The organism is Albibacillus kandeliae (assembly GCF_003116585.1).
In the GTDB taxonomy this organism is placed as follows: domain Bacteria; phylum Pseudomonadota; class Alphaproteobacteria; order Rhodobacterales; family Rhodobacteraceae; genus Albibacillus; species Albibacillus kandeliae.
In genome coordinates this window covers 769,375-789,500 of sequence record NZ_QEHM01000001.1, presented here as the reverse complement: position 1 = coordinate 789,500, position 20,126 = coordinate 769,375, and the positions used below count along the sequence as shown (strand labels likewise).

The window sequence follows — 20,126 nt, the reverse complement described above, 5'->3', positions numbered from 1 at the left end:
AACAGCCGCCACCGAAGGACGCAGCACCAACACCCCCGCCGGAGTGTCGGCGCCTGACCTCCTCAGACCACCATCACCGGGGCGGATTGCTCGAGCGGGCGGCCCGGGCGTGCGCCGGTCTTGGCTCCATCGATCCAGACATCTCGTCCGTTCACGATGACCCGGTCGATGCCCTTCGCCGGGGCGATCGGGCTCTCGAACGTCGCGCCCTCCTCGATGGTCACCGGATCGAAGATGACGAGGTCGGCGAAGCAACCCACCGAAATCCGGCCACGCCCCCCGAGGCCGAAACGGTCGGCAGGCATGGACGTCATCCGGCGCACCGCCTCTTCCAGCGTGAAAAGACCCACGTCGCGGGCATAGCGGCCGAGAACGCGCGGGAAGGTTCCCCAGACGCGCGGATGCGGGTGGGTCCCCGAGGGGATACCGTCCGAGCAGATCATCGTGTGCTCGTAGGACATGATCCGCTGCACGTCCTCCTCGTCCATGATGAAGAAGATGCCCGTCGCGGGCAGCAGGCGCTGCATCGCATCGTCGATGTCGGTGTTCCACTGCCGCGCGATATCGTCGAGATCGCGGCCTGCCAGTTCGGGATAGGGCTCGCTCTCGGCCACGATGACGCGCGTGGCCTGCTTGTGCCGACCCGAGTCCAGGATCGTCGAGGACGCGACCCAAGGCGTCGTGTCGAGCCCCACGTCCTGATGCTTCATCGCCTCGTCGATCATCCGCAGCGTGATCTCGGACTTCCCGTGGTTGGCAAGGCCCGCGCACTTGTGGTGCGAGACATGCACGCCGCAACCGCTCTCGCGCCCCACCTGGAAGGTCTCTTCCAGCGCTTCGATCACCCGGTCACCCTCGTCGCGCATATGGGTCACGTAGAGCTTGCGGTGCTCATGCGCGATCTTGGCGAGCGCAATCAACTCCTCGGTCGGCGCCGCGCGGGACGGCGGATAGAACGTACCCGTCGACAGGCCGATGGCACCCTCGGCCAGCGCCTGGTCGAGGCTCCGGCACATGGCCTTGGTCTGCTCCGCATCGGCGGCTTTGCCGAGGTCCGGGACCTCGTTGATGCGGAGCGTCGAGTGCCCGATCAGGCAGGCCGCGTTGACCGCCGCAGGGGCAGAGAGCATCCGGTCGCGATAGGCGGCGTAGGTGGGAAAGGCATAGCTTTCGTCCTCGATGATCATCCGCAGCGGACCGGGGACCGAGCCGAGGTTCTTCAGCGGCGCAATCGAGAAGCCGCAGTTGCCGTTGATCACCGTCGTGACACCCTGCGAGGTCATGAACTCCATGTCGGGCTGCGTCAGCATGGCGCCGTCATGGTGCACATGCGGGTCGATGAACCCCGGCGCGACCACCCGACCCGACGCATCAATCTCGCGCCCCGCGGTCCAGTGCCGCAGATCACCGGTCGCGACAATCCGGTCGTCGGTCACTGCCACGTCGCCGCGGCGACGGGGGGCGCCGGTGCCGTCGATGATATCCGCACCTCGGATGATGAGATCAGCCTTCATGGGGCCTCCGCTCCTTGTATTTTACTTGGGTCAGGTCGCGTCGCGGTCCGGATCGGCCGGGCCGTCGTCACCGCACCAGCGGGCGACCAGATGGATCAGGATCAGCAGGATCATCAGCGGCACGGCCACGGCGACCCAGACGGTCGAGAACGGCAGCGCATCCGCCATTGTCCGGCTGTGTCGCAACAGGAAGCCGCGGGCCGGGTTCATGCCGGGCCCGAAGAAGACGTGCCACAGGATCGGCAGCAGGTAGACCAGAACCACCAGCGACTTGACCAGTTCGGCCCCAGCCCGGAGCCACAGCGGCCCGGTGGTGAATCCGTTGAACAGTGCCGGGTCGAACCGGCGCTTGAAGGACATCGAGGCGCCGATCAGGCCCGCCCAGATCATGGCATAGCGCGCCAGTTCCTCGGTCCAGATCGGTGGCTGGCTGAAGACGTAGCGGGCCACCACCTGCAGGGCGACAGCCCCCACGAGCACGACGATCGCCGCGCCAGCCAGCACCGAGGCGACCCTGTCGAGCCCCGTACTTATGCGGATGACGGTATGGGAAATGGTGCTCATGGGGACCGCCGGGATTTACTGAGCCACGGACGCCTTGGCGTCCTTCCAGGCCTGAAGCGCCGCATCGTCCAGCGACGTGCTCCAGGTTGCGCGCGCCAGCTCCGCCATCTTCTCGCGCTCGCCGGGCTCCAGCTCGGTGATCGTCACACCCGCCGCCTCGTGTTTGGCGCGGACCTCGCCGGACCATGCATCGACCCAATCGCGGTTCGCCTTCAGACCGGCTTCGATCGCACCGTCGATCTGACCCTTTTCCTCGTCGGAGAGTGCGGCGTACCAGTCTTCCGAGATCAGAACGACACGGGTCGACGGCGTCAGGTCCACTGGCGTGAAATGCTTCAGGAACTCGGTGTGCCCGGTCCGGATCGCCGAGTTCGGCGGGTTGAAATAGCCATCGGCCACGCCGGTCTGCAGCGCGTTCGCCACTTCCGACCACGAGATGATCGTGCCGGTGGTTCCCAGCGCTTCTTGCAGCGCAAGCTGCTCGGTGTTCAGCGCGCGGAAGCGCAGGTCGGCGAGGTCCGAAACCTTTGCGACCGGGTGCTTGGTGTTGTGGATGCCGATATCCATGCCGATGTAGTTCAGCCCGACCATGCGAACGCCATTGTCGAGCAGCGGTTCGTTCACCTTGTCCATCACGTCGGTCTTGGCGACCACGGCGTCGAGTTCGTCACGGCTCTCGAAGAAGAACGGCAGCTGGATCCCCTTGGCAAAGGGCGACTGGCCGAAGGTCGTCGACAGTGCCGCAAGATCGACCTCGATCAGCCCCTGCGAAACCTGGTCATAGCGCTCCTTCTCGGAGCCCAGTGTGTCGGTCGGAAAGGCCTTCACGTCAAACCCCGTGCCCTCGAGCGCGTCGACGAAGCCGTGCACGAAAGCAGCCTCGGCGTTGGTCTTTGGGTCGTCGGCGCCGTTGAAGGCGACCTTGACCTCGGTCGCCTGTGCGGCGGCGGCGACCAGCGCCAATGCGCTTGCGGCCAGGAGCTTCGGTATCATTTTCATCTGTATTCTCCTCTGTTGGTTTTTGTATCAAGCCAGCCCCAGCCAGCGCGGCAGCGCCAGCGAGATGTCCGGCAGGTAGGTCAGCACGAAAAGCAGCAGCACCTCGGCGATGAAGAACGGCAGGGTCGCGCGGATCAGGCGCCAGTAGTTCATCCGCACCGTCGTCGCGAGGATCAGCAGCACCCCACCCAGCGGCGGCGAGAGCAGGCCCGTTGTGATGTTGAAGCAGATCACGATACCGAGGTGCACGGGGTCGATCCCCATGCTGAGCGCGACCGGCACGAAGATCGGGGCAAAGAGCGCGACGGCGGCCTTCACGTCCATCACCATGCCCGCGACAAGGAAGATCGCGTTGATCAGCATGAGGTACTGGATCGGGCCCAGCCCCCAGCCCTGAACCGTGCTGGCGATGGCCTGCGGCCATTGCAGCAGCGCCGCGAGGTAGGAGAAGGTCGAGATCGCGCAGAGCAGGATGAAGAGCGCGCCCAGCATGATCGTGGTGCGCTGGATGCTGGCCAGCACGTCGGCCATCGTCATGTTGCCGTAGGCAAATCCGATGATCAGCGCGGCAATCACCGCAGCCGCCGCCGCCTCTGCCGGTGTCATGAACCCGAAGAGCGTGCCGCCGAGGATGATCACTGGCAGCAACATCGCCGGGATCGCCTTGAACAGCGAGGGAAAGAACGGCGGCACGTCGTCGCCGGACCCGCCCGGATGGTCGTCGCGCCAGGCATAGAAGGCGTTCATCGCCATCAGCACCGCCGCCAGCAGCAGCCCCGGCACGATACCCGCGGCGAAGAGCGCGGTGACGTTGGTCTCCATCAGCGCGCCGTAGAAGATCAGGATCGACGAGGGCGGGATGATCGGCCCGATGATCGACGAGGCCCCGGTGATCGCCGCTGCGTAGTCGAGCGAATAGCCTCGCCGCTGCATCTCGGGCACCAGCGAGTTGCCGAGCGCGGCAGCATCCGAGACGGCGGACCCCGAAACCCCGGCGAAGAAGACCGAAGTCATCACGTTCACATGGCCAAGCCCGCCCTTCAGCCGACCGAGGAAGGACATGCAGAAGTCGATCAGGGCGGTGGCAAGGCCACCCCGGTTCATCAGGTCGCCCGCGAAGATGAACAGCGGCATGGCAAGGAAGGCAAAGACGTCAAGCTGACTGAACAGCCTCTGCGGCAGGGCGGCCATGAAGCCCGCGCGATCAGCGGCGAAGAAAGTGAGAATGGCCGAGGCCCCGATCACGTAGGCGATCGCCGAACCGGCGAGCAGCCCGACGACCATGAAGATCATGATGAACGGAGCCTGCATGTGACGTGGACCTCTTCCGATTGCGATGTCCCGGAGCCTGCTGGCGCTCTCGACAAAAAGAAATAGAAATATTTTCAGTATCGCATAGCATATTGCTATGTACCACAACCTGACCGGACCGACCGAGCGCCATGAAACCCCTTACACTTCAAAGACTTCAGGTCTTCTGCACGGTCTACGAGCGCCAGTCGATCACCGCGGCCGCACGGCTCATGAAACTGTCACAACCGACTGTCAGCCGCCATTTGCGAGACTTCGAGGCGGCTCTGGGCCTCACACTTTTCGTTCTCGACAAGGGCCGCGTGCTGCCGACAGCAGAGGCGGATGCCATCTACAACGACAGCCGATTCCTCGATGACGGCATCTCGCGCCTCGAACGGCGGATCGAGTCCCTCCGCAAGGGAACCGGCACGCGGCTGCCGGTCATGTCAGTCGGTCTGTTCGGTCCGCACTTCGTTCCGACCGCGCTCAAACGCACCATGGACGCCCTGCCCGGCCTTCGCATCACCGTCGACATCGGCACTGCCGAACAGCAGATGACCTATATGCGCGCCGGCATGGTCGAGGTCGGCCTCATCGTCGGCAAGTTCGCCGAGGCCGACATCGTTTCCGAACCCATCGGTAAGGGCCGCCTCGTCGTATTGAGCCCGGAGGGCGGCCCTCTCACCCGGCTGGACCGCATTCACCTGGAGGATCTTGTCTCGGTTCCCATGCTCGGCCTGACGGCGCGCGGCCCCCTCGGGCGCGTCCTGAACGAGTCGCTGGTGGAGCGCGGCCTCAGCTACGACGACACGGTCACCGGGAATTCCCTCGTCTCGGTGCCTCACCTTGCCAAGGGCCTGGACCGATCGGCGGTGGTCGATGAATTCACCGCCGCGTTCCACGGGGTGCAGGGCCTCGTGACGCTGCCGCTGGAGACGGACATTCCTATCGAGATCCATGCGATCACGATGGGCGCCGATGCGCAGAAGACGGCGATCCAGATTTTCGTCAGGGAGATGCGCGCCCTGCTGGACGAATGGGCCGACGGCGCTCGACCGTAACAGCAGCGGTCAGAGCCTCCCTTGGCCGGCACCAGGGCTCGCAGCCCGGAAGCAAACCATCCCTCTGCACAGAAACTGCACGAACCACCTGAAACTTCTGCACAAACTCCCGGGCAATCTCCGCGCATTCCCAGTGAACGGAGACCGAAACATGGCAATAGAACCAAGTATCCGCGGCGTCCCGCGCGCGCTCGCAATGGACGCGTGGTGGCTGGACACGGCGCCGCCCGGCGATGGTGGCAGGGCGCAAGGAGGCAGGACGCAACCCGTATCCCCCTCCTTCCTCGGGGCCGTCCTTGCACTTGTCGTGCTGGCAGACCTCCTGTTCTGGCGTCAGGCTCTCGGCATCTCCGTGGTGCTCTTCGCGGCGGCCCTCTTCGCGCTTCAGGTCGCGATGACGCGCGCCCCGGCATGGCGTCGTCCTGCCCTGCTGCTTGGCCTTGCCGCCCTTCCGGCGCTGGATCATGTCCAGCCCCTCTCTCTCGCGTTTCTCGTGGCCGGTCTGGCCACGTCGCTCGCATGTTTGCATCGCCCCGCCGCGCCCTCTGCGCTGCTCCTCCAGATCGCACTCGGGTTCCTTCGCCGCCTTCCCCGAAGCTGGATCAAAACGCTCAACCCGCGAGCATCCCTGACCGGCCTCGCCCTCCAGACCCCAAACTCAAGAGTTCAGACCCTTCGCGTCTTCGCCCGGTCTTGGGCGCTGCCAATTGGCGGCAGCCTGATCTTCGCGGCGCTCCTGATGCAGGCGAACCCGGTGATCGCGCAACTGCTCGATCTGCGCCTCGATCTCGTTCGCCTCCTGCAACGGCTCCTGTTCTGGTTCGGGACGGCGATCGTCGTCTCGCCGTTCCTGATGCCGATGGCAGAGCCCGGGCCGCGAGGGCCGAAGACCTTCCGGTTTCCGGTTGCCGTGCTCCGCGCAACGTTCAACGCCGGTTCGGTGCTGCGCGCGCTGGTCGTCTTCAATCTCCTGATCGCCGTTCAAAGCCTGACCGACCTTTCGATCATCACTGGCGGCGCCGAACTGCCCACGGGGATGACGCTGGCCGAATACGCACACCGCGGCGCCTACCCGCTGCTGGCAACTGCCATTCTCGCAGGCGTCTTCGCCCTCGCCGCGCGGCCCTTCCTCGGCGAACACCACCTGATCAAGCCGCTGCTGCTCGCGTGGCTCGCCCAGAACACGGTGCTCTGCGCCGCCGCAGCGCTGCGGCTCGACCTTTACATCGCGGCGTTCGGCCTGACCTACCTGCGCCTCTACGCGTTGATCTGGATGGGGCTGGTGGCTGTCGGACTGATCATGGCACTGGTGCAGGTGCTGCGCGACAGGTCCAACGCATGGCTGCTGGTGCGCGCCGTGATCCTCGGCGTGGCAACGCTCTACCTCTGCAGCTTCGTTAACATCGCGCAGGTCATCGCGGCCCAGAACGTGACGCGCAGCGCTCCAGATCAAAATTACCTCTGCTCCCTAGGCCCTCTCGCCGCCGGACCCGTGGTCGAAAGCGGTATCGGACAGCGTCATGGAGACCGCATCTGGCTCGAGGGCTGCGCGCTGAACGTCCCCGAGGTGCAGGACTGGAGGGAATGGGGGTTTCGGACATGGGCAGCCCGTCGCTATGTTCTGCGCACCGAGAGTGCGAAAGGCGAGCAATGAAGATCCTGATCGTGGACGACGACCCCCGGCTGCGCGATCTGGTTCGCCTTGCGCTGGACCGCGCCGGGCACAGTGTGATCACTGCTGCGGACGGGAGCCAGGCCCTGACCCACGCCATGCGCGACGCGCCCGACCTGATCGTGCTGGATGTGGGGCTGCCCGAGATGGACGGTTTCGAGACCTGCCGCCGCATCCGCGCGCGATCGGACGTTCCGATCCTGTTCCTGACAGCCCGCGATGACGAGATCGACCGTATCGTCGGGCTGGAGCTTGGCGCAGACGACTATGTCACCAAGCCGTTCAGCCCGCGCGAACTCGTCGCGCGGGTTGCTGCGATCCTGAAACGCACTGCCGGCCCGGTCACCCCGGCGCGGCTGGAGAATGGCAGGCTCTCGCTGGAGATGTCGGCCCGTACCTGCCGCGTCGACGGTCAGGAGGTCGCCCTGACCGCCACCGAATTCGGCCTCCTAGCACGGCTGATGCGCGACCCGGCGCGCCTGCATTCGCGGGCGGAGCTGGTGGCAGATATCTGGGGCGCGCGCAGTTCCATCTCGGACCGCACCCTCGACAGCCATCTCAGGAATCTCCGTCGCAAGCTCGGCGACATGGGCTGCCCCGACGCCATCGAAACCGTGCATGGCCAGGGCATGCGCATGGGGCCCTGCGGATGACCCGTCGCTGGCGGCCGTCGCTCGGCTTTGTCCTCGGGGGCGCTCTGGCCGCCACACTCGCCATGTCCTTCGCCGGGCTGGTGACACTCCGCTACCTCGGCCCGGTCATCGGCTTCCGGCACGCGGCGATCGTATTGGGCCTCACCATCGCGCTGGCCACTGCAGTGCTCGGCTGGCTTCTGGTGCGCCTGCTGCTGCGCCCGATCCACGCGCTGGAGGCCTACGCGGAGGCGCAGGAGCAGGGTTCGGAACCGGCCCCGCCGCAGCACTTCGGCACGCGAGAACTGCATGCGACCGCCCGCCGGGTGATCGCCATGGCCGAAGCCCTGAGGGACCGGGAGGCCACGATCCGCAGCTTCACCGATCATGTCACCCACGAGATCAAGACGCCGGTCGCGGCCATCCGCGCCGCCAGCGAGTTGCTGGAGGACGGCGGCGCGCTCGGCACCGAGGACGCCCGGCTCGTCGCCGAGATCGACGGCGCCCGCGCGCAGATCGAGGCCCAGCTCGTGGCCCTGCGGGACGTCGCGCGCTCGCGGGAAACCCGGTACCTGGGTCAGACCAGCCTGCAGGACCTGATGCCCGGTCTGCAGGCCGACTGGCCCGCAGTTCAGCTTTCCTCCGAGGGCGGTTCGGTGCTCCTGCCCATCGCCGCCGAGGGGCTGTCGATCGCCCTCGGCCACCTCCTGCGCAACGCGGCCGAGAACGGGGCGGACCATGTCACGCTGCACGCCGCAAGCGACGCGCGCGGGGCGCAGATCTCCATCGCCGACAACGGATCGGGTATCTCGCCCGGACACGCGGAGCGGATCTTCGACCCGTTCTTCACGACCCGGCGCGCCGATGGCGGTACCGGCATGGGCCTGTCGGTGGTCCGAAACCTACTCTACGCCCACCGCGCGACAATCCGGCTGGTTCCCTCCACGGACGGAAGCTGCTTCCTGATCCGCTTTCCGATTGGGGAAGCGTGATAACGGGTTTTGATGTATCTGGTCGATGACCCGAAGGCCTCAAGCGCCGATCCCAACAGGGTGATAGTACTGCGCTAAGGGAGCGCTAAACTACCATTGTCCAGGGAAATGCGTCTTTCTGACAGACAGAAAGCGTTTCACAATAAGGAGGTAGATGGTGGGTGATAAGAGATTTGAACTCCTGACATCTTCGATGTGAACGAAGCGGGTTCAGCACAACCTACCGTAATCCATTGATCTAAGCGCTTCTTATAAGAGGAACTTAGACCATGTACGCAACCTGTTCCGGTTCACACAGGTTCAGTGAACTTCCATGCGCTTCGTATCCGCAAGGCCTCGTCAACGTGAGAAACTCTGTTTCGCACTACCCAACTCACCCCGTCTAGCTCTCAGAGCGTGGTCGCAACTCTTCATCCAACAACGGGAGTACAAGCCATTTCCGCCTCAAGCGCTATATCGCTCGCCTATCGATTTCGTTATTGTAGATCTGGATTACTATCAACCAAACGAAGGAGATCCCCACCTTCGTCAATCGCAAACAGCGCGGCCGTCCGGACAGCTTGGAAGAATGTCTCTGTCGCCGTATCGAGCTCCAGGATCATTTCGTTTTTGCCGTCTGCGGTCTGAAGGCGTGCCGCATTGCGCGAGAAATAGCCATGCATCAGTTCATTGCGAAGCTTCAGTGCATCTGCGAATTGTATGGCAACCGAATTCTCCAAGTAGAACCTTCCTCTCAACAGATTGACAAGCTTGCCAAGGGTCATCCTTCGATAATCTATCTGCCCTCTTGCATTGAACGTTTGTATCTCGTCGCTCATCGCGACCTTGATGTCCTCGATACGGCCGCGAAGCTTCAACACCAGAATGATATTCTGCTCGAAAACTTGGGCCGCAAACGCAGCAGCGCCGAAATGAGCATAAACTAGATCTCTGCCATCAAACAATGTTCCGGTTTCAGATTTGCTACCGATTGGCAAGCGACTACTCACTTCTGTTCTACTGGCAGTCTAGAAAACGGAGATAAGATTCAAATAGCGCTTGTTAACAACGCACCTATTATTGCTCCTATCACAACCGCGGCGGCGCCTATCAATGTTGACGTGACCATAGTTTTAGTTGCGAAACACTCTGCTCGATCCATGTCACGTCTTTCTTTCTCAGCCCTAGCTAGGGCCACCTTCACACGTGTTTCTTGAGCCGTAGTATTCAACATCTCCCCTATCACCACAAACTGTATCAGCTCAAAATAATGAACCTCCTTCATTCTCTCCAAAGCCGACAGCACACTGCTCTGATCTTTAAAATCAACACCTTTAAGAACATCAGACATTGAAGCCAATTTAAGTCTACCTTCTATGGGCAATTCCACTTGCCATCGAATTTCATTAAAAAACTCCCACCAGGAGCGACGCAGTCTTACACTCAGGAAGCGCACCAACAAGACCAATCTCTGGCGCTACCGCCTCAGCCCTTTCCTATCTTCAACTTCCGCAATGCCGTCGAAAGCTTCTGATCGAGGTTAGTGATCTTTCTGTAGATCTCCTTTCGATCACCTATGAGCAGTAAAACTACCCGCCCCTTCGAGAGCGGGTAGTATATTACACGCATGTGAGAAGCTCTCATACGAAAGAACGCAGGGTTCGCCTGAATTTTCTCGATCTTCAAACTATCATCTCCATCCCGCAAACGTTGCAGGGTACCCCAGACAGTCTTTTGATCTTGCTTCGATAGCTTTCTTATTGCTCTCTCTGCCTCAGGCGAGAAGATTACTTCCTTGGGGTCCACTGGTCCCTCCGCTGTTGTGTCGAACTAGCCCATCCCTAGTTCCTGCTCGATCTCTTCCATGGTTTTCCCTCCCTTTTCGTAGAACTCATCAAGCGACTTCTGCGCAGCTTCGGCTTCTAGGGCCGCCTCAATACGCAAGAGACGTTCAACGCGCTCCATGAACTCCATAGAGACAACCGCCACTCGACGATCTCTCTTCTGAACCACGATTTTTTCACCAAAGTGGGCGGCATCGATCAGATCAGCGAAGTTCTTTCTGGCTTCTGTCGCTGTGTACGTTTTCTCTGTCCATTCAACTCCTTGCATTCCCTTGTCCTCGTATGGCAGCACCCCCACTCACTGGGTGACGCGTGCACTTTGTACAAAATGCGCAAACTGTCGTCAACGCACGTTACGTACGTACCGTACAATGCGAGCCTTTCAAGTAACTGTTGTGTCAGAAAGCGGCATCACGCCGAGGACGCACCCTTACTAAACAGAGCTTGTTCTTCCGGAGACACTGCATGCCGTAGGTCTCAGCGTGTATCCCATCAAGTCATGCATGAGTTCACGATTGTAGAGCGCGCTGACTATTCTCTTTATCCCTATGAGCCACCCCAAAATACGCGAAATCAGTGCGTTAAAGGCGAAAGCCGCCCAGCGTTCATGCTTGCATCCGCTGATCGCCGGGCGGCACTCATGGGTCGTTAGGTACGGGACCCATTGACCTGATCCTCTGGGGAGTCTCAGGGAGCCCAAGGCTATCCACGACGTTGCAATCGGGCAAGAGGGCAATCTGGGCTACGGAAAGCCGCCCAGCGAGTGAACCTTTAGGGGGGAATCAAACGTCTGGGCGGCAGTTCCCTGGCTCATGGCGTATGAGCAAGGAATCCTCACCCACGCTGGAACAAGGGTAAGGTAGGTGAAACATATCGAGGCCACTTACGCGGAGCAAGTAGGTCACGCGCACCGCGCAGTAACCGGCAATGGCCTCCGCGGATACGCCAGGAGTATCCAGTTTTCTGCACTTGCTATCCAAATCGCGCCAATTGCATTTGTCCGGCGAATTAAGGGGCGAGAGACAGAAAGAGCCGCCCGGCTAGACGGCACGTCAGGTTCTTTCACCGGGCGGCAGTTCCAGGGTCGATCGGATAGGGGACCCTTTGCCTGGTCCTCAGGGTGAACACCAGGAAACGCTAACCTAACTTTCCCATTGACCAGGGCCAAGCAAAGGCTTGGCAACCTCCAATAGAGAGCCGGTTTCCGCCGCTCGGCGCGCTCAACATCAATCTGAGTGCTCATAGGCTTCAGGTCCTAACCCACTGTCTGCGGCACCTCCTCCGCTGCGATCACCCCTTCGCAGAAAGCCTCATGGTCATTGCCCTTCCCGCAAGTCGGACATACGAACACGGCCATCTTGTCGCGAAGCGCGACCAGGCACATTGTGTGTAGCTCTACAATCTCCTGGTGGCCACAGCCGCATCTGAACTTAGTTTGAAAACGCTCCTCTCTTCCCATCTCGCGCTCTCATTATTCAATTCCTCAGCAGTCGGCAGATGGGAACGCCTGTCATGGAAGGCAATCCTCACCAGTGAGAAAATTTTGATCTCGAGTCCTTCGTGCGCCACAAGCTTCCCAAGCTTCAGTTACGGGTTCGATTCCCGTTACCCGCTCCACGAAAAACTCAATACATTCAATGTACTTAGGTGCCCGGAAAGCCGTTCCTCCTTGGCTTCGACCTAGGAAGAATCGGGAACGTCTGGGGCCATTTAGGAACCAGACGCCCAGAATAATCCCCAGACTGGTCCGGGCCTTTAGCCGGCGGCTGGCAGCGCCCGAAGCGCCACCGCCATCGCGAGATAACCAGGGTAGCCGTAATCTTGGTGCATCTTCTCGTACCACGCGGCCCAAGGCTCCCGTCGCTCCTCCTCGAACACGTCCGACCAGCTCCCGTTCTTCACATGCACCCGGCCGTCATCCAGGCGCGCAACGCTGATTTCGCTCATTAGGTCCTCCAAGATTTAATCTTCACTTCGCTACGCGCTGGCGTGACATCATCGGTCGCATGCAATGCACGAACCAGTTTTAGAGATTTCGTTCTTCGCTTAGCCCAAAATCAGCGAGGAACTTCAGAAAGTTGCTTCCCGTCTCAGTGATCTTGAAAAGCCCACCTTCCTCAATCACAAACTTCCAGTTGATCAAGAACAACATGTACTGGTTAACAGACCATTGATTGAAAATTGGGTGGCTGAGGCGGAGATCTTCATACCTTTTCTCGACGTCAAAGCGCGTCAAATCTCGGGTCTCCAGATCTCTCAGCAATCTAATCTGGCTCCCATAGATATTCGCATAGGCGAGCGCGTAAGATCGACGAAGTTGCTCAAGCGTTAGCTCGCGCACCAATACATTCGTTACATCCCCCTCGTGGAACTTGGCCAGTGCAGCGAAGTTTTGGCTTTCCATCTTCTGAAGTTGGGGATCAGAAAAAGGTTCCAGATCAACCGGTGTCAGGCTGGCGAAGCGTAGGCCTGTAGGCTCTGTCGCCTCCTGATCAGGAGCCTTAAAGTCGATCCCATCTCGCCCGAGGCGGCTGATCCTACGAAGCAGAGATCGGATGTCTCCAGCGAATGCAGCAGCCAGAAAGATTGCTGCGATTGGCCAAGCAATCGCCTTCACCAGGTCAAAGGTTACCAAGAGGTACTGGATGGCTGTCGACGGCTCGTAGGTTCCATTGAACATTTCAGCTTAGCTCTCGCGCAATTGTTGTGTAAATATGTGCGCACAACCTCTTGCGCGACCGGACTTGATTGTGTATATATTTACACATCATGATAGAGAAGGATAGTAAGAAGATCATCAAGAAGCTTACGGAGCAAGGGTTCACAGTGATCTCCCAGAAAGGGTCTCATGTGAAAATGCGCAAAGGCGAGCGGACAGTGATCATACCACACCCCAAGCGGGACCTGCCTACCGGCACAGCCCGTAACATAGCAAAGCAAGCGGGCTGGATCTGATCCAGCCCGCAGGCATCGGGAGGTGGAAACTTGCCGTTCAGCGAAGACCGAAATCAGAAATCAGAAAAGAGACACAAGCATGCACTACATCGCAATAATCCATCATGATCCGGGGAGCGCATATGGCGTCAGCTTCCCCGACGTACCCGACTGCTTTGCCGCAGCAGACGACGAGAAGGATGTCTTGAAGAATGCGATCGCCGCTTTGGATGACTATTTTGCCGATGGTCATCCATTGCCCGCTCCTCGCAGCATCGAGGACATTCGCGCAGAGGTCGCTGAGGATCTCGCCGAAGGGGCCTATCTGATCTTGGTGCCGCTGATCCCGCGCCCTACCAAGTCGGAGCGGGTCAACCTGAGCTTGGATCGAGGGCTTCTGCAGGCGATCGACGAGGCGGCAGACCTGGTTGGCCTCAACCGCTCTGCCTTCATCGCAATGGCGGCCCGGAAAGAGATCGAGCGAGATCAGGCCGCATAGTCGACAGCTAGAAGGGCGTGATCTCGCCCTTCTAGGCATCCACCTGAAAGCTGAGCAACTGGAACCGGATGGTATGTTTCATCGCCTATGGAAAAAGATCATCATGACCAAGCCTCTTGAATATGTGGTCGCCTTGGCCTCCGTCGCGTCCGCAGTGTTTGTTGGGTATCAGGCCCTGCTCTTTAGGTGGGCCGTCGACGATCCTTACCTCACAAACCTTCAAATCAGACAACTTGATGCGTGCGAAGAATTCGCCATAGCTCACACTGCGTGGGTTTATCCCGTTGGCTTGCCGTCAATAGTTGCGAGAACTACGTATGAGATGGGCGATCCAACTATGGTTACGGTCTTCCCAAGGGAAAACTTCACTAGAAAAGAAGTTGAAGAGGAGTACACATCGGCTCTGTCATCTCGGGCGGACGATGTGGGAGCCGCAATAATAAGACTTAGAGTTTTCGCCGGGCCAGGCGAAATGAAACTCGACGCCGTAAGCGCCGCTTTGACCTACGACTACTTAACGCGTCTAGATAAAATGAACACTTGGCTCGATCTTGCGATTCGCGAACCAATGAAAGAGCAGGATTTCCAAGAACAACTCTCAGTCTCAAAGCTGGAAGAAAACCCAACGCGGAATGGACAGAGAGTTTCTTCCTACGAGGAAGAGGCAGAACCGATCTTCGAAAGATGCCGGTCACTCATGAAAGGGGAGCTGCCCGGGCTATTTTAACTCTAGGCAGTACATCCGGACCAACCGCAACAAAGCGAAAGAGCCGCCCGGCAATGATGAATGCAGGGGCATGTGTCCGGGCGGCAAGTCGAGGGTCGATCGGATAGGGACCCTTTTGCCTGATACTCGGGGGAGAACCAGGCATCTCAAGCCTAACGGCGCCTCCAATCGTGAACAAGCGAACCCTTGGCACCGCTTGGATTGCAGCTATTTTCCGCCGTCATGCGCGTCCTCTCGATCACCTGCTACTGTGGCCACACCGCGTCCGTCGAATGGCCAGACGGGCGATCGACCCTTAGGGACTATGTGCTGCCCCGCGCCAGGTGCAGGCGCTGCAGGCGGATCGGGGCCGAGGACATGCGGGTGGTCTGGATCGCAGAGGAATCGCTCGGGGCGGCCCGGCTCCGCGATGCGAGCGACGACTCCACCTAGATCAAAAAGCTTCACACTATAAGCAGAATCGCTTTAGCGTCCCCTGCGGAGATACTTGGGGGATATTATGCTTAGATTTCTTCTGGCTGCGCTGCTGGCGCTGCCATTGTCTGCCAATGCGGCAACACTGATTGTGCAGGATGGCCTGCTTTATGGCGCAAACGATGTCGATGTAGACGGGACGCTGTTTGACGTTCGGTTTGAGAACGGGACTTGCTCCGAATTCTACAATGGCTGTGACGAGCTATCCGACATTCCCCTGAACGCGTATTCGGCGGTGAGTGCACTTATCGGCCAAGTCTTGATCGATGGACCTCTCGGCCTGTTTGATGCGTTCCCAAAACTGGCCAACATCTGCGTAAGTAATCGAGCAGCCTGCATCTTTTCTATGCCGTTCGTAGACCAGTACTATAGCACACTGGGGCTAATCGAGTTTTACAACGCTCCAGAGTTGCCAAATCCCGACTGGTATCTTGACCCGTGGGGAAACGAGACAGCGGCCAGCGGCGGCTACCCTGGCATTTCGCCAGAGACACCCGTCAATCTCAAGTGGACCCTGTCGTCAGAGCGGGTAACGCAGGTGCCCCTGCCCGCAACCGCCCTTCTGCTAATGGCTGGGCTCGGGGTTCTCGGCGGGCTGCGGCGTCGCAACGCACATTAGCCCGCCGCATGACGGCTCAGGCAGGCTCCAGCGCCCCGATCGAGGCGGTGGAGCCGCGCACAACGCCCAGCACATCATCATACGCAATGAGCTCGCCAGACGCCGCACCATTGGCCGCGGATTCCTCCTCGGGCACCATTTCGATCCACGAGCCAGCTGGCGTCTCGAAACTGTCATCGAGGACGAAATTTGCTGGGTCTCTTTGTCCCTTGCAGCGCGGCGGCCAAAGCTCCGTCGAAGTTACCGGATCGTAAGTGGTGATCGGAATCGGCATGTTGGGCTGGTGCTCAAGGTTGTTGGCGATCACAACGTTGGTGAACTCGCCCTCTCCCGTAGCCTCTGCGCGATAGAACGGAACGGTATCTGGGCCACCGGACCACTGCTGAGCCTTTGTCCTCATGAAGCCAAAAGTGCAGCTGTAGATCTCGATTGGCGCATCCAGCTCAGCCTCGGGAACAGCGACGCCACCATCATCCAGAACTCGCCCAACCACGAATGCCCATGTGTCATTTGCATAGTATTGCACCGCCGGGATAACCGCCGACATGTTGCGCACCGTCAGCCCCGAGAGGCCCGCGAGGACAGCTCCCCTCGTGGAATACGCCCCCAAGCCGCGAACGCCGTCCACCACGATGTTGTGCGCGCCCGAACCGATCCCGTTCCCGGCATTGCCCCCGATGTCGATCAGATAGTAGCCGAACTCCATGACGCAGGAATGCACGTTGCAGATCGAGCCCCCTGCTTTGGGGGAGTTCTGCACCTTGATGCAGGGCTGCCGCCAATCGAGGTGGAAGAAGTCGCAAGCCGCGATGTACTGGTTCTGGCCATGGTCGTAGCGGATCAATGCTTTGGACGCGCCCCCAGCGAAATCCGGATACCCCGGCACGGTGTTGTCATAGGTCAGGTAGGTCGTTGGAGCATCGACGTTCTCAGCCATGCCGCATCCGGAGAAGCCGAGCGAAGAATACTGGTGCTCGCTTGCCCCACCGATGAACGGGTACTCGCCCCCGAAATCCTCGAACAAGCAGTCGTTGACGTGACAGTGCACTTTCCCAGCGAACCCGCCGACATTGAAACCGATGGTCGAGCGCTGGAACCCTTTGAAGGTGCAGTCGTCAATCAGCATGTCCGTGTATTTCTGGATCAGGATGGCATTCACGGAAATGCCATCCAAATCCGGAGAGTCACGCGGCGCTACAGCTGTCGTCGTCGGGTCAAAGTTCCCCACGAAGTTGAGCCCATAGATACGCACTTCGGGGATGAACGCCCCGCCCAGGCCCCCATAGCGACCGTAGAAGTAGATGGCCCGCGCCCAGATCTCCGCCGCATCGTCGGTGTCTGTCTTGGCATTCATCTTGGGGCGGTCACCGGAACCATAGGCACCGAGCGAGAGCAGATAGGGCGCATCGTCATCCATGAACATGTCGCTCGTGAACTCAGCCCCTCGCTTGAACAGGAAGCGGATCGGGGTCGTCGTCTTGTCGACCGGCTCATAGGTGCTGATGAACGCCTCGTTGATCAGGTCAGCATTGGCCGGCACGTGTCCGGCGGGAGCCCCTGTGAAATCACTGTCTCCGACCGGATTGACACAGATCGTCTGCGAACCTGGAAATATCGTGTCGGCATCGTAGACCGTTTTCTCCCTTGCCTCGGCCATGAAGTACTCGCCGGTCAGCTGGTCGATCACCATGCATTGGATTGTGTAGGTGCCAGGCTGCTTGTAGACGTGCTTGACGAACGGGCCCCTTGCAACGTTTGCGTTGCGCCACGCCGCCAACAGGCGCTCTGGCTTGTCGAAGGTTGCCCCTTCGTCCCCGAAGTCCCAGAGGAACAAGAGCCGATGCAGGCGCGCGTCGTAAGGTGTGTCCTGGGGACCGAGGATCCCATAGGGCTCGCCCTCGGGAACCGCCCAGAACCGCACGGTATCAGGCGCGGCCTTCAGGGAAGTCTCATCCATGTAGATCGAGACCGTGCCGCTGACAGGGGAAACTGCGGTGAGAAGAAGCCGGGCCATTAGAGATTACCTCCTCGGATGGCAGTCATGGTGGAAGCGGCAGTCACGCCCGAGTTGCTGAGCGCGTAGACCCCAATCCCGCCGGCGCTGTGAGCGGAATCGGTGTAGGTCCCCTTCAGAACCCAGCCAGAGCCTTCGTCGACATAGACGCGAATGGTCGTGCCTTCTGCCTCGGCTCTCACCTTCGAGCCCTCTACGAAGGTGTTTGCCATGATATCGGCAATGACGGTGGGGCTGGCACCGCCGACGCGCTTCAGGAGACCGAGCCAATTGCCCTGGGTCCTGATCCAGTAGAAGTTATCAGCATCGGTGCACCGGAACATGGCACCGAGAAGGCGGGCCGTCCCAGCGCCGACGGAACCGTTATCGAACTCGACATACTGATCGTTTTCGAACGCCTCGATGCGCTTCACGTACTGCGAGCCGAGCGTGTCGAGAGGGGCCATTCCGAGGGCGCCATCATTGACGACCAGGCGAGCGGTGTTCAGCGTTCGAAGGTTGTCCCAGTTCGCGTCACTGTCGATCTGTGTCCCATTGGCCTGACCGAACAGCTCCTCGAAGACCTGCGTCGGTCCTCCGGCGGTCACGACGACGTCGGAGTAGGTCAACCAGACTTCCTCGCCGAACTCGTCGATGTAGTAGATCGTCGGCTGATAGGTCGAGGCTGCAAGGGCTGCCGTAGTGCCAGCGAAGGCCACCCCAGCCTCTCCGGTCCCGGTCAGGGTAAGCGTCGCGCCAGAGCCGCTGGCAATCTGTTCGTCGGTCGGATTGGTCCCGTCAGGGAAAAAGGAGACGCGGGTCGTACCAGCCTGGTCTGGTGTGAAAGAGTAGGTCGCCTTCGCGGAGGCATCAGCGAAGCTCACTGCCGACAGGTTCGGGTCGGTGGTGTCGATCTCGATCGGACCGGCGCTTACGACGTCGGCGTCGATCCCATATGGCGGAAGGAACCAGAAGCGATACTCGACCGGGTCCACGTTGTCGCCGAGACCATCAGGGACCACGACAGGAATGGCCGAACCGTCGGTGGTGATACCGACATCATCAAGCGCGGAGTAGCCGCCAGCATCGGCCCCACCACCTGAGGTCGCACCGAAGAGGGCAGCACCTGGCGTGGCAGTCCCGGCGAGACCGAGCAGGACTTTCCAGGTCGCATCCTGATCCGTGGAATACTCCATCGGGATATCGCCATCGGACTGCTGCGGACCAAGAAGACTTACCGTCATCGTAGCAACGGTCAGCACCTCGAGCGAGTAGCCGGACGACGCGGCACCGCCAGAGTTCGTTGCCGTGACCAGCACGACAGCAGTCGCTTTGAGATCCGTTGTGTCGGTGGTGACCACCCCCGAGCCGCTGTTGATCGAGACCCCGGAGACGGTACCTACCGCGAAGGTCAGACCGCCGCCGGTGAAATCCACGCTCGCATCATAGGTCCGGTTGCCCGAACCCTGGCCATAGGTCTGATCCTCGAGCGCGCCCGCAGCGACGGGCGGAGCATACCGCACGACATAAGCCGGGCTGTTCTTCGCGCTGTAACCACCATCGGCAGGCGTGGCGCGGGCGTAGAGGTTGGTAAGGTCGTCACCAGTCACAGGCGTGTAGGAGGCGCTGGTGGCGCCGCTGATGGCCTCGCCGCCGGCATACCACTGCCATGCCACCGACGACGGCGTGTCGCCCGTCCAGCCGCTCGCCGACGCGGTCAGTTCGACGCCAATCTGCGCCGTCGCCCCATAGGTCGGGTTGGTGGTCAGGCCTGCGATCGAGACGGAGTAGTTGAGCCCCCCACCCCGCCGGGCGAACCGCCGCTTCGACTGAACGCCAAAGCTGCCGCCGCCGCGGCCGATCATGAAATCAGTCATGTGCGACATAGAGGTTCGCGCTCTTGCCGTTCTTGGGTTCAGCAAACAGCTGGTTCACCCCAGCAACCCCCGGGAACAGATCGGCGAGGGCTTCGTTGACGAGGATTTGCTTCGGGGGAAGGATGATGTATCCGACGCCCTCGACCGGCGCCGCCCCACCAATACTCGGGTAGAGCAAGACGTTGACCCCGGACTGGTTCTGGGCAGTGATGGAAACCACGTCGCCATCCGTAATCTTCTCCGGACCGTTGCCGTCGAGGTGCTGAATTTCGTTCTTTGCCATCGCTCAATCCTCTGATGGTTGGGTTCCCGGACCTCAGGTCCCGGGTACCAGGTGCTGCCAATTCGGGCAGGCCAGCGCGAACGCCGCGTAGCCTGCCTGGATTTCATCCCGGGTCTGCCGGGTGTCCGAGCGAGATCGGGTCGGGAGAGACTGCCCCCACTGCCGGCAGA

At 60.6% G+C, this 20,126-nt stretch carries 20 protein-coding genes; 8 read left to right on the top strand and 12 right to left on the bottom strand.

Going from position 1 to position 20,126, the window contains the following annotated elements; all coding sequences use genetic code 11:
- Positions 1-62: 62 nt before the first annotated feature.
- The 4 genes from DDT93_RS03745 to DDT93_RS03730 are packed head-to-tail and all read right to left on the bottom strand — an operon-like array spanning position 63 to position 4,388.
- Positions 63-1,514 (bottom strand): N-acyl-D-amino-acid deacylase family protein, encoded by a 1,452-nt coding sequence (locus DDT93_RS03745; protein WP_109464438.1) that lies wholly within the window; start codon positions 1,512-1,514, stop codon positions 63-65.
- Between the two features lie 30 nt (positions 1,515-1,544).
- Positions 1,545-2,078: a TRAP transporter small permease gene (locus DDT93_RS03740; protein ID WP_109464437.1), complete on the bottom strand. Its 534-nt coding sequence runs from the start codon at positions 2,076-2,078 to the stop codon at positions 1,545-1,547.
- Positions 2,079-2,093: 15 nt separating this feature from the next.
- Positions 2,094-3,077, bottom strand: a complete 984-nt coding sequence (locus tag DDT93_RS03735; protein WP_109464436.1) for a TRAP transporter substrate-binding protein — start codon at positions 3,075-3,077, stop codon at positions 2,094-2,096.
- Between the two features lie 27 nt (positions 3,078-3,104).
- Positions 3,105-4,388 carry a TRAP transporter large permease gene (locus tag DDT93_RS03730; RefSeq protein ID WP_232825359.1) on the bottom strand — a complete coding sequence of 428 codons (1,284 nt, stop codon included), beginning with the start codon at positions 4,386-4,388 and terminating at the stop codon, positions 3,105-3,107.
- A 131-nt stretch (positions 4,389-4,519) separates the two neighbouring features.
- Between DDT93_RS03730 and DDT93_RS03725 the strand changes: the two genes are divergently transcribed.
- The 4 genes from DDT93_RS03725 (at position 4,520) to DDT93_RS03710 (ending at position 8,727) form a co-directional block, all read left to right on the top strand.
- Positions 4,520-5,431, top strand: a complete 912-nt coding sequence (locus tag DDT93_RS03725) for a LysR family transcriptional regulator (protein WP_109464435.1) — start codon at positions 4,520-4,522, stop codon at positions 5,429-5,431.
- Positions 5,432-5,582: 151 nt separating this feature from the next.
- Positions 5,583-7,085: a DUF4153 domain-containing protein gene (locus DDT93_RS03720; protein ID WP_157960096.1), complete on the top strand. Its 1,503-nt coding sequence runs from the start codon at positions 5,583-5,585 to the stop codon at positions 7,083-7,085.
- Entirely contained in the window at positions 7,082-7,756 is a 675-nt protein-coding gene (locus DDT93_RS03715; RefSeq protein ID WP_109464433.1) for a response regulator transcription factor, read from the top strand. The genes DDT93_RS03720 and DDT93_RS03715 overlap by 4 nt, the downstream gene beginning before the upstream one ends.
- Positions 7,753-8,727, top strand: coding sequence for a sensor histidine kinase (locus tag DDT93_RS03710; RefSeq protein ID WP_109464432.1), 975 nt, complete (start codon positions 7,753-7,755; stop codon positions 8,725-8,727). Before DDT93_RS03715 ends, DDT93_RS03710 begins: the two co-directional genes overlap by 4 nt.
- A 476-nt stretch (positions 8,728-9,203) precedes the next feature.
- On the opposite strand, the gene DDT93_RS03705 is transcribed toward DDT93_RS03710, so the two are convergent.
- The 5 genes from DDT93_RS03705 to DDT93_RS03680 all read right to left on the bottom strand — a co-directional run bounded on the left by DDT93_RS03705 (position 9,204) and on the right by DDT93_RS03680 (position 13,230).
- Positions 9,204-9,704: a hypothetical protein gene (locus DDT93_RS03705; protein WP_157960095.1), complete on the bottom strand. Its 501-nt coding sequence runs from the start codon at positions 9,702-9,704 to the stop codon at positions 9,204-9,206.
- Between the two features lie 50 nt (positions 9,705-9,754).
- Positions 9,755-10,168 (bottom strand): hypothetical protein, encoded by a 414-nt coding sequence (locus DDT93_RS26400; RefSeq protein ID WP_157960094.1) that lies wholly within the window; start codon positions 10,166-10,168, stop codon positions 9,755-9,757.
- 368 nt (positions 10,169-10,536) lie between these two features.
- Entirely contained in the window at positions 10,537-10,818 is a 282-nt protein-coding gene (locus DDT93_RS03695) for a type II toxin-antitoxin system Phd/YefM family antitoxin (RefSeq protein ID WP_109464429.1), read from the bottom strand.
- A gap of 1,487 nt (positions 10,819-12,305) precedes the next feature.
- Positions 12,306-12,497, bottom strand: a complete 192-nt coding sequence (locus tag DDT93_RS03685; protein WP_109464427.1) for a hypothetical protein — start codon at positions 12,495-12,497, stop codon at positions 12,306-12,308.
- Positions 12,498-12,576: 79 nt separating this feature from the next.
- Positions 12,577-13,230: a hypothetical protein gene (locus DDT93_RS03680; RefSeq protein WP_109464426.1), complete on the bottom strand. Its 654-nt coding sequence runs from the start codon at positions 13,228-13,230 to the stop codon at positions 12,577-12,579.
- A gap of 89 nt (positions 13,231-13,319) precedes the next feature.
- On the opposite strand from DDT93_RS03680, the gene DDT93_RS03675 reads away from it, so the two are divergent.
- The 4 genes from DDT93_RS03675 to DDT93_RS03655 all read left to right on the top strand — a co-directional run bounded on the left by DDT93_RS03675 (position 13,320) and on the right by DDT93_RS03655 (position 15,803).
- Complete coding sequence (locus DDT93_RS03675) at positions 13,320-13,505, top strand: type II toxin-antitoxin system HicA family toxin (RefSeq protein ID WP_232825358.1); 186 nt, start codon at positions 13,320-13,322, stop codon at positions 13,503-13,505.
- A 79-nt stretch (positions 13,506-13,584) separates the two neighbouring features.
- Positions 13,585-13,983: a type II toxin-antitoxin system HicB family antitoxin gene (locus tag DDT93_RS03670; protein ID WP_109464425.1), complete on the top strand. Its 399-nt coding sequence runs from the start codon at positions 13,585-13,587 to the stop codon at positions 13,981-13,983.
- Positions 13,984-14,086: 103 nt separating this feature from the next.
- Positions 14,087-14,710, top strand: coding sequence for a hypothetical protein (locus tag DDT93_RS03665; RefSeq protein WP_157960093.1), 624 nt, complete (start codon positions 14,087-14,089; stop codon positions 14,708-14,710).
- A 499-nt stretch (positions 14,711-15,209) separates the two neighbouring features.
- A complete protein-coding gene (locus DDT93_RS03655) occupies positions 15,210-15,803 on the top strand; it encodes a VPLPA-CTERM sorting domain-containing protein (RefSeq protein WP_109464422.1) in 594 nt (197 codons plus the stop codon).
- A 16-nt stretch (positions 15,804-15,819) separates the two neighbouring features.
- Here DDT93_RS03655 and DDT93_RS03650 read toward each other — a convergent pair whose 3' ends face one another.
- Genes DDT93_RS03650 through DDT93_RS03640 form a run of 3 tightly spaced genes read right to left on the bottom strand, consistent with a single transcriptional unit; the run spans position 15,820 to position 19,956 of the window.
- On the bottom strand, positions 15,820-17,817 hold the full coding sequence (locus DDT93_RS03650; protein WP_109464421.1) for a PKD domain-containing protein: 1,998 nt from the start codon (positions 17,815-17,817) through the stop codon (positions 15,820-15,822).
- On the bottom strand, positions 17,817-19,682 hold the full coding sequence (locus tag DDT93_RS03645) for a hypothetical protein (RefSeq protein WP_109464420.1): 1,866 nt from the start codon (positions 19,680-19,682) through the stop codon (positions 17,817-17,819). Before DDT93_RS03645 ends, DDT93_RS03650 begins: the two co-directional genes overlap by 1 nt.
- Positions 19,666-19,956: a hypothetical protein gene (locus DDT93_RS03640; protein WP_109464419.1), complete on the bottom strand. Its 291-nt coding sequence runs from the start codon at positions 19,954-19,956 to the stop codon at positions 19,666-19,668. The genes DDT93_RS03645 and DDT93_RS03640 overlap by 17 nt, the downstream gene beginning before the upstream one ends.
- Positions 19,957-20,126 lie beyond the last annotated feature (170 nt).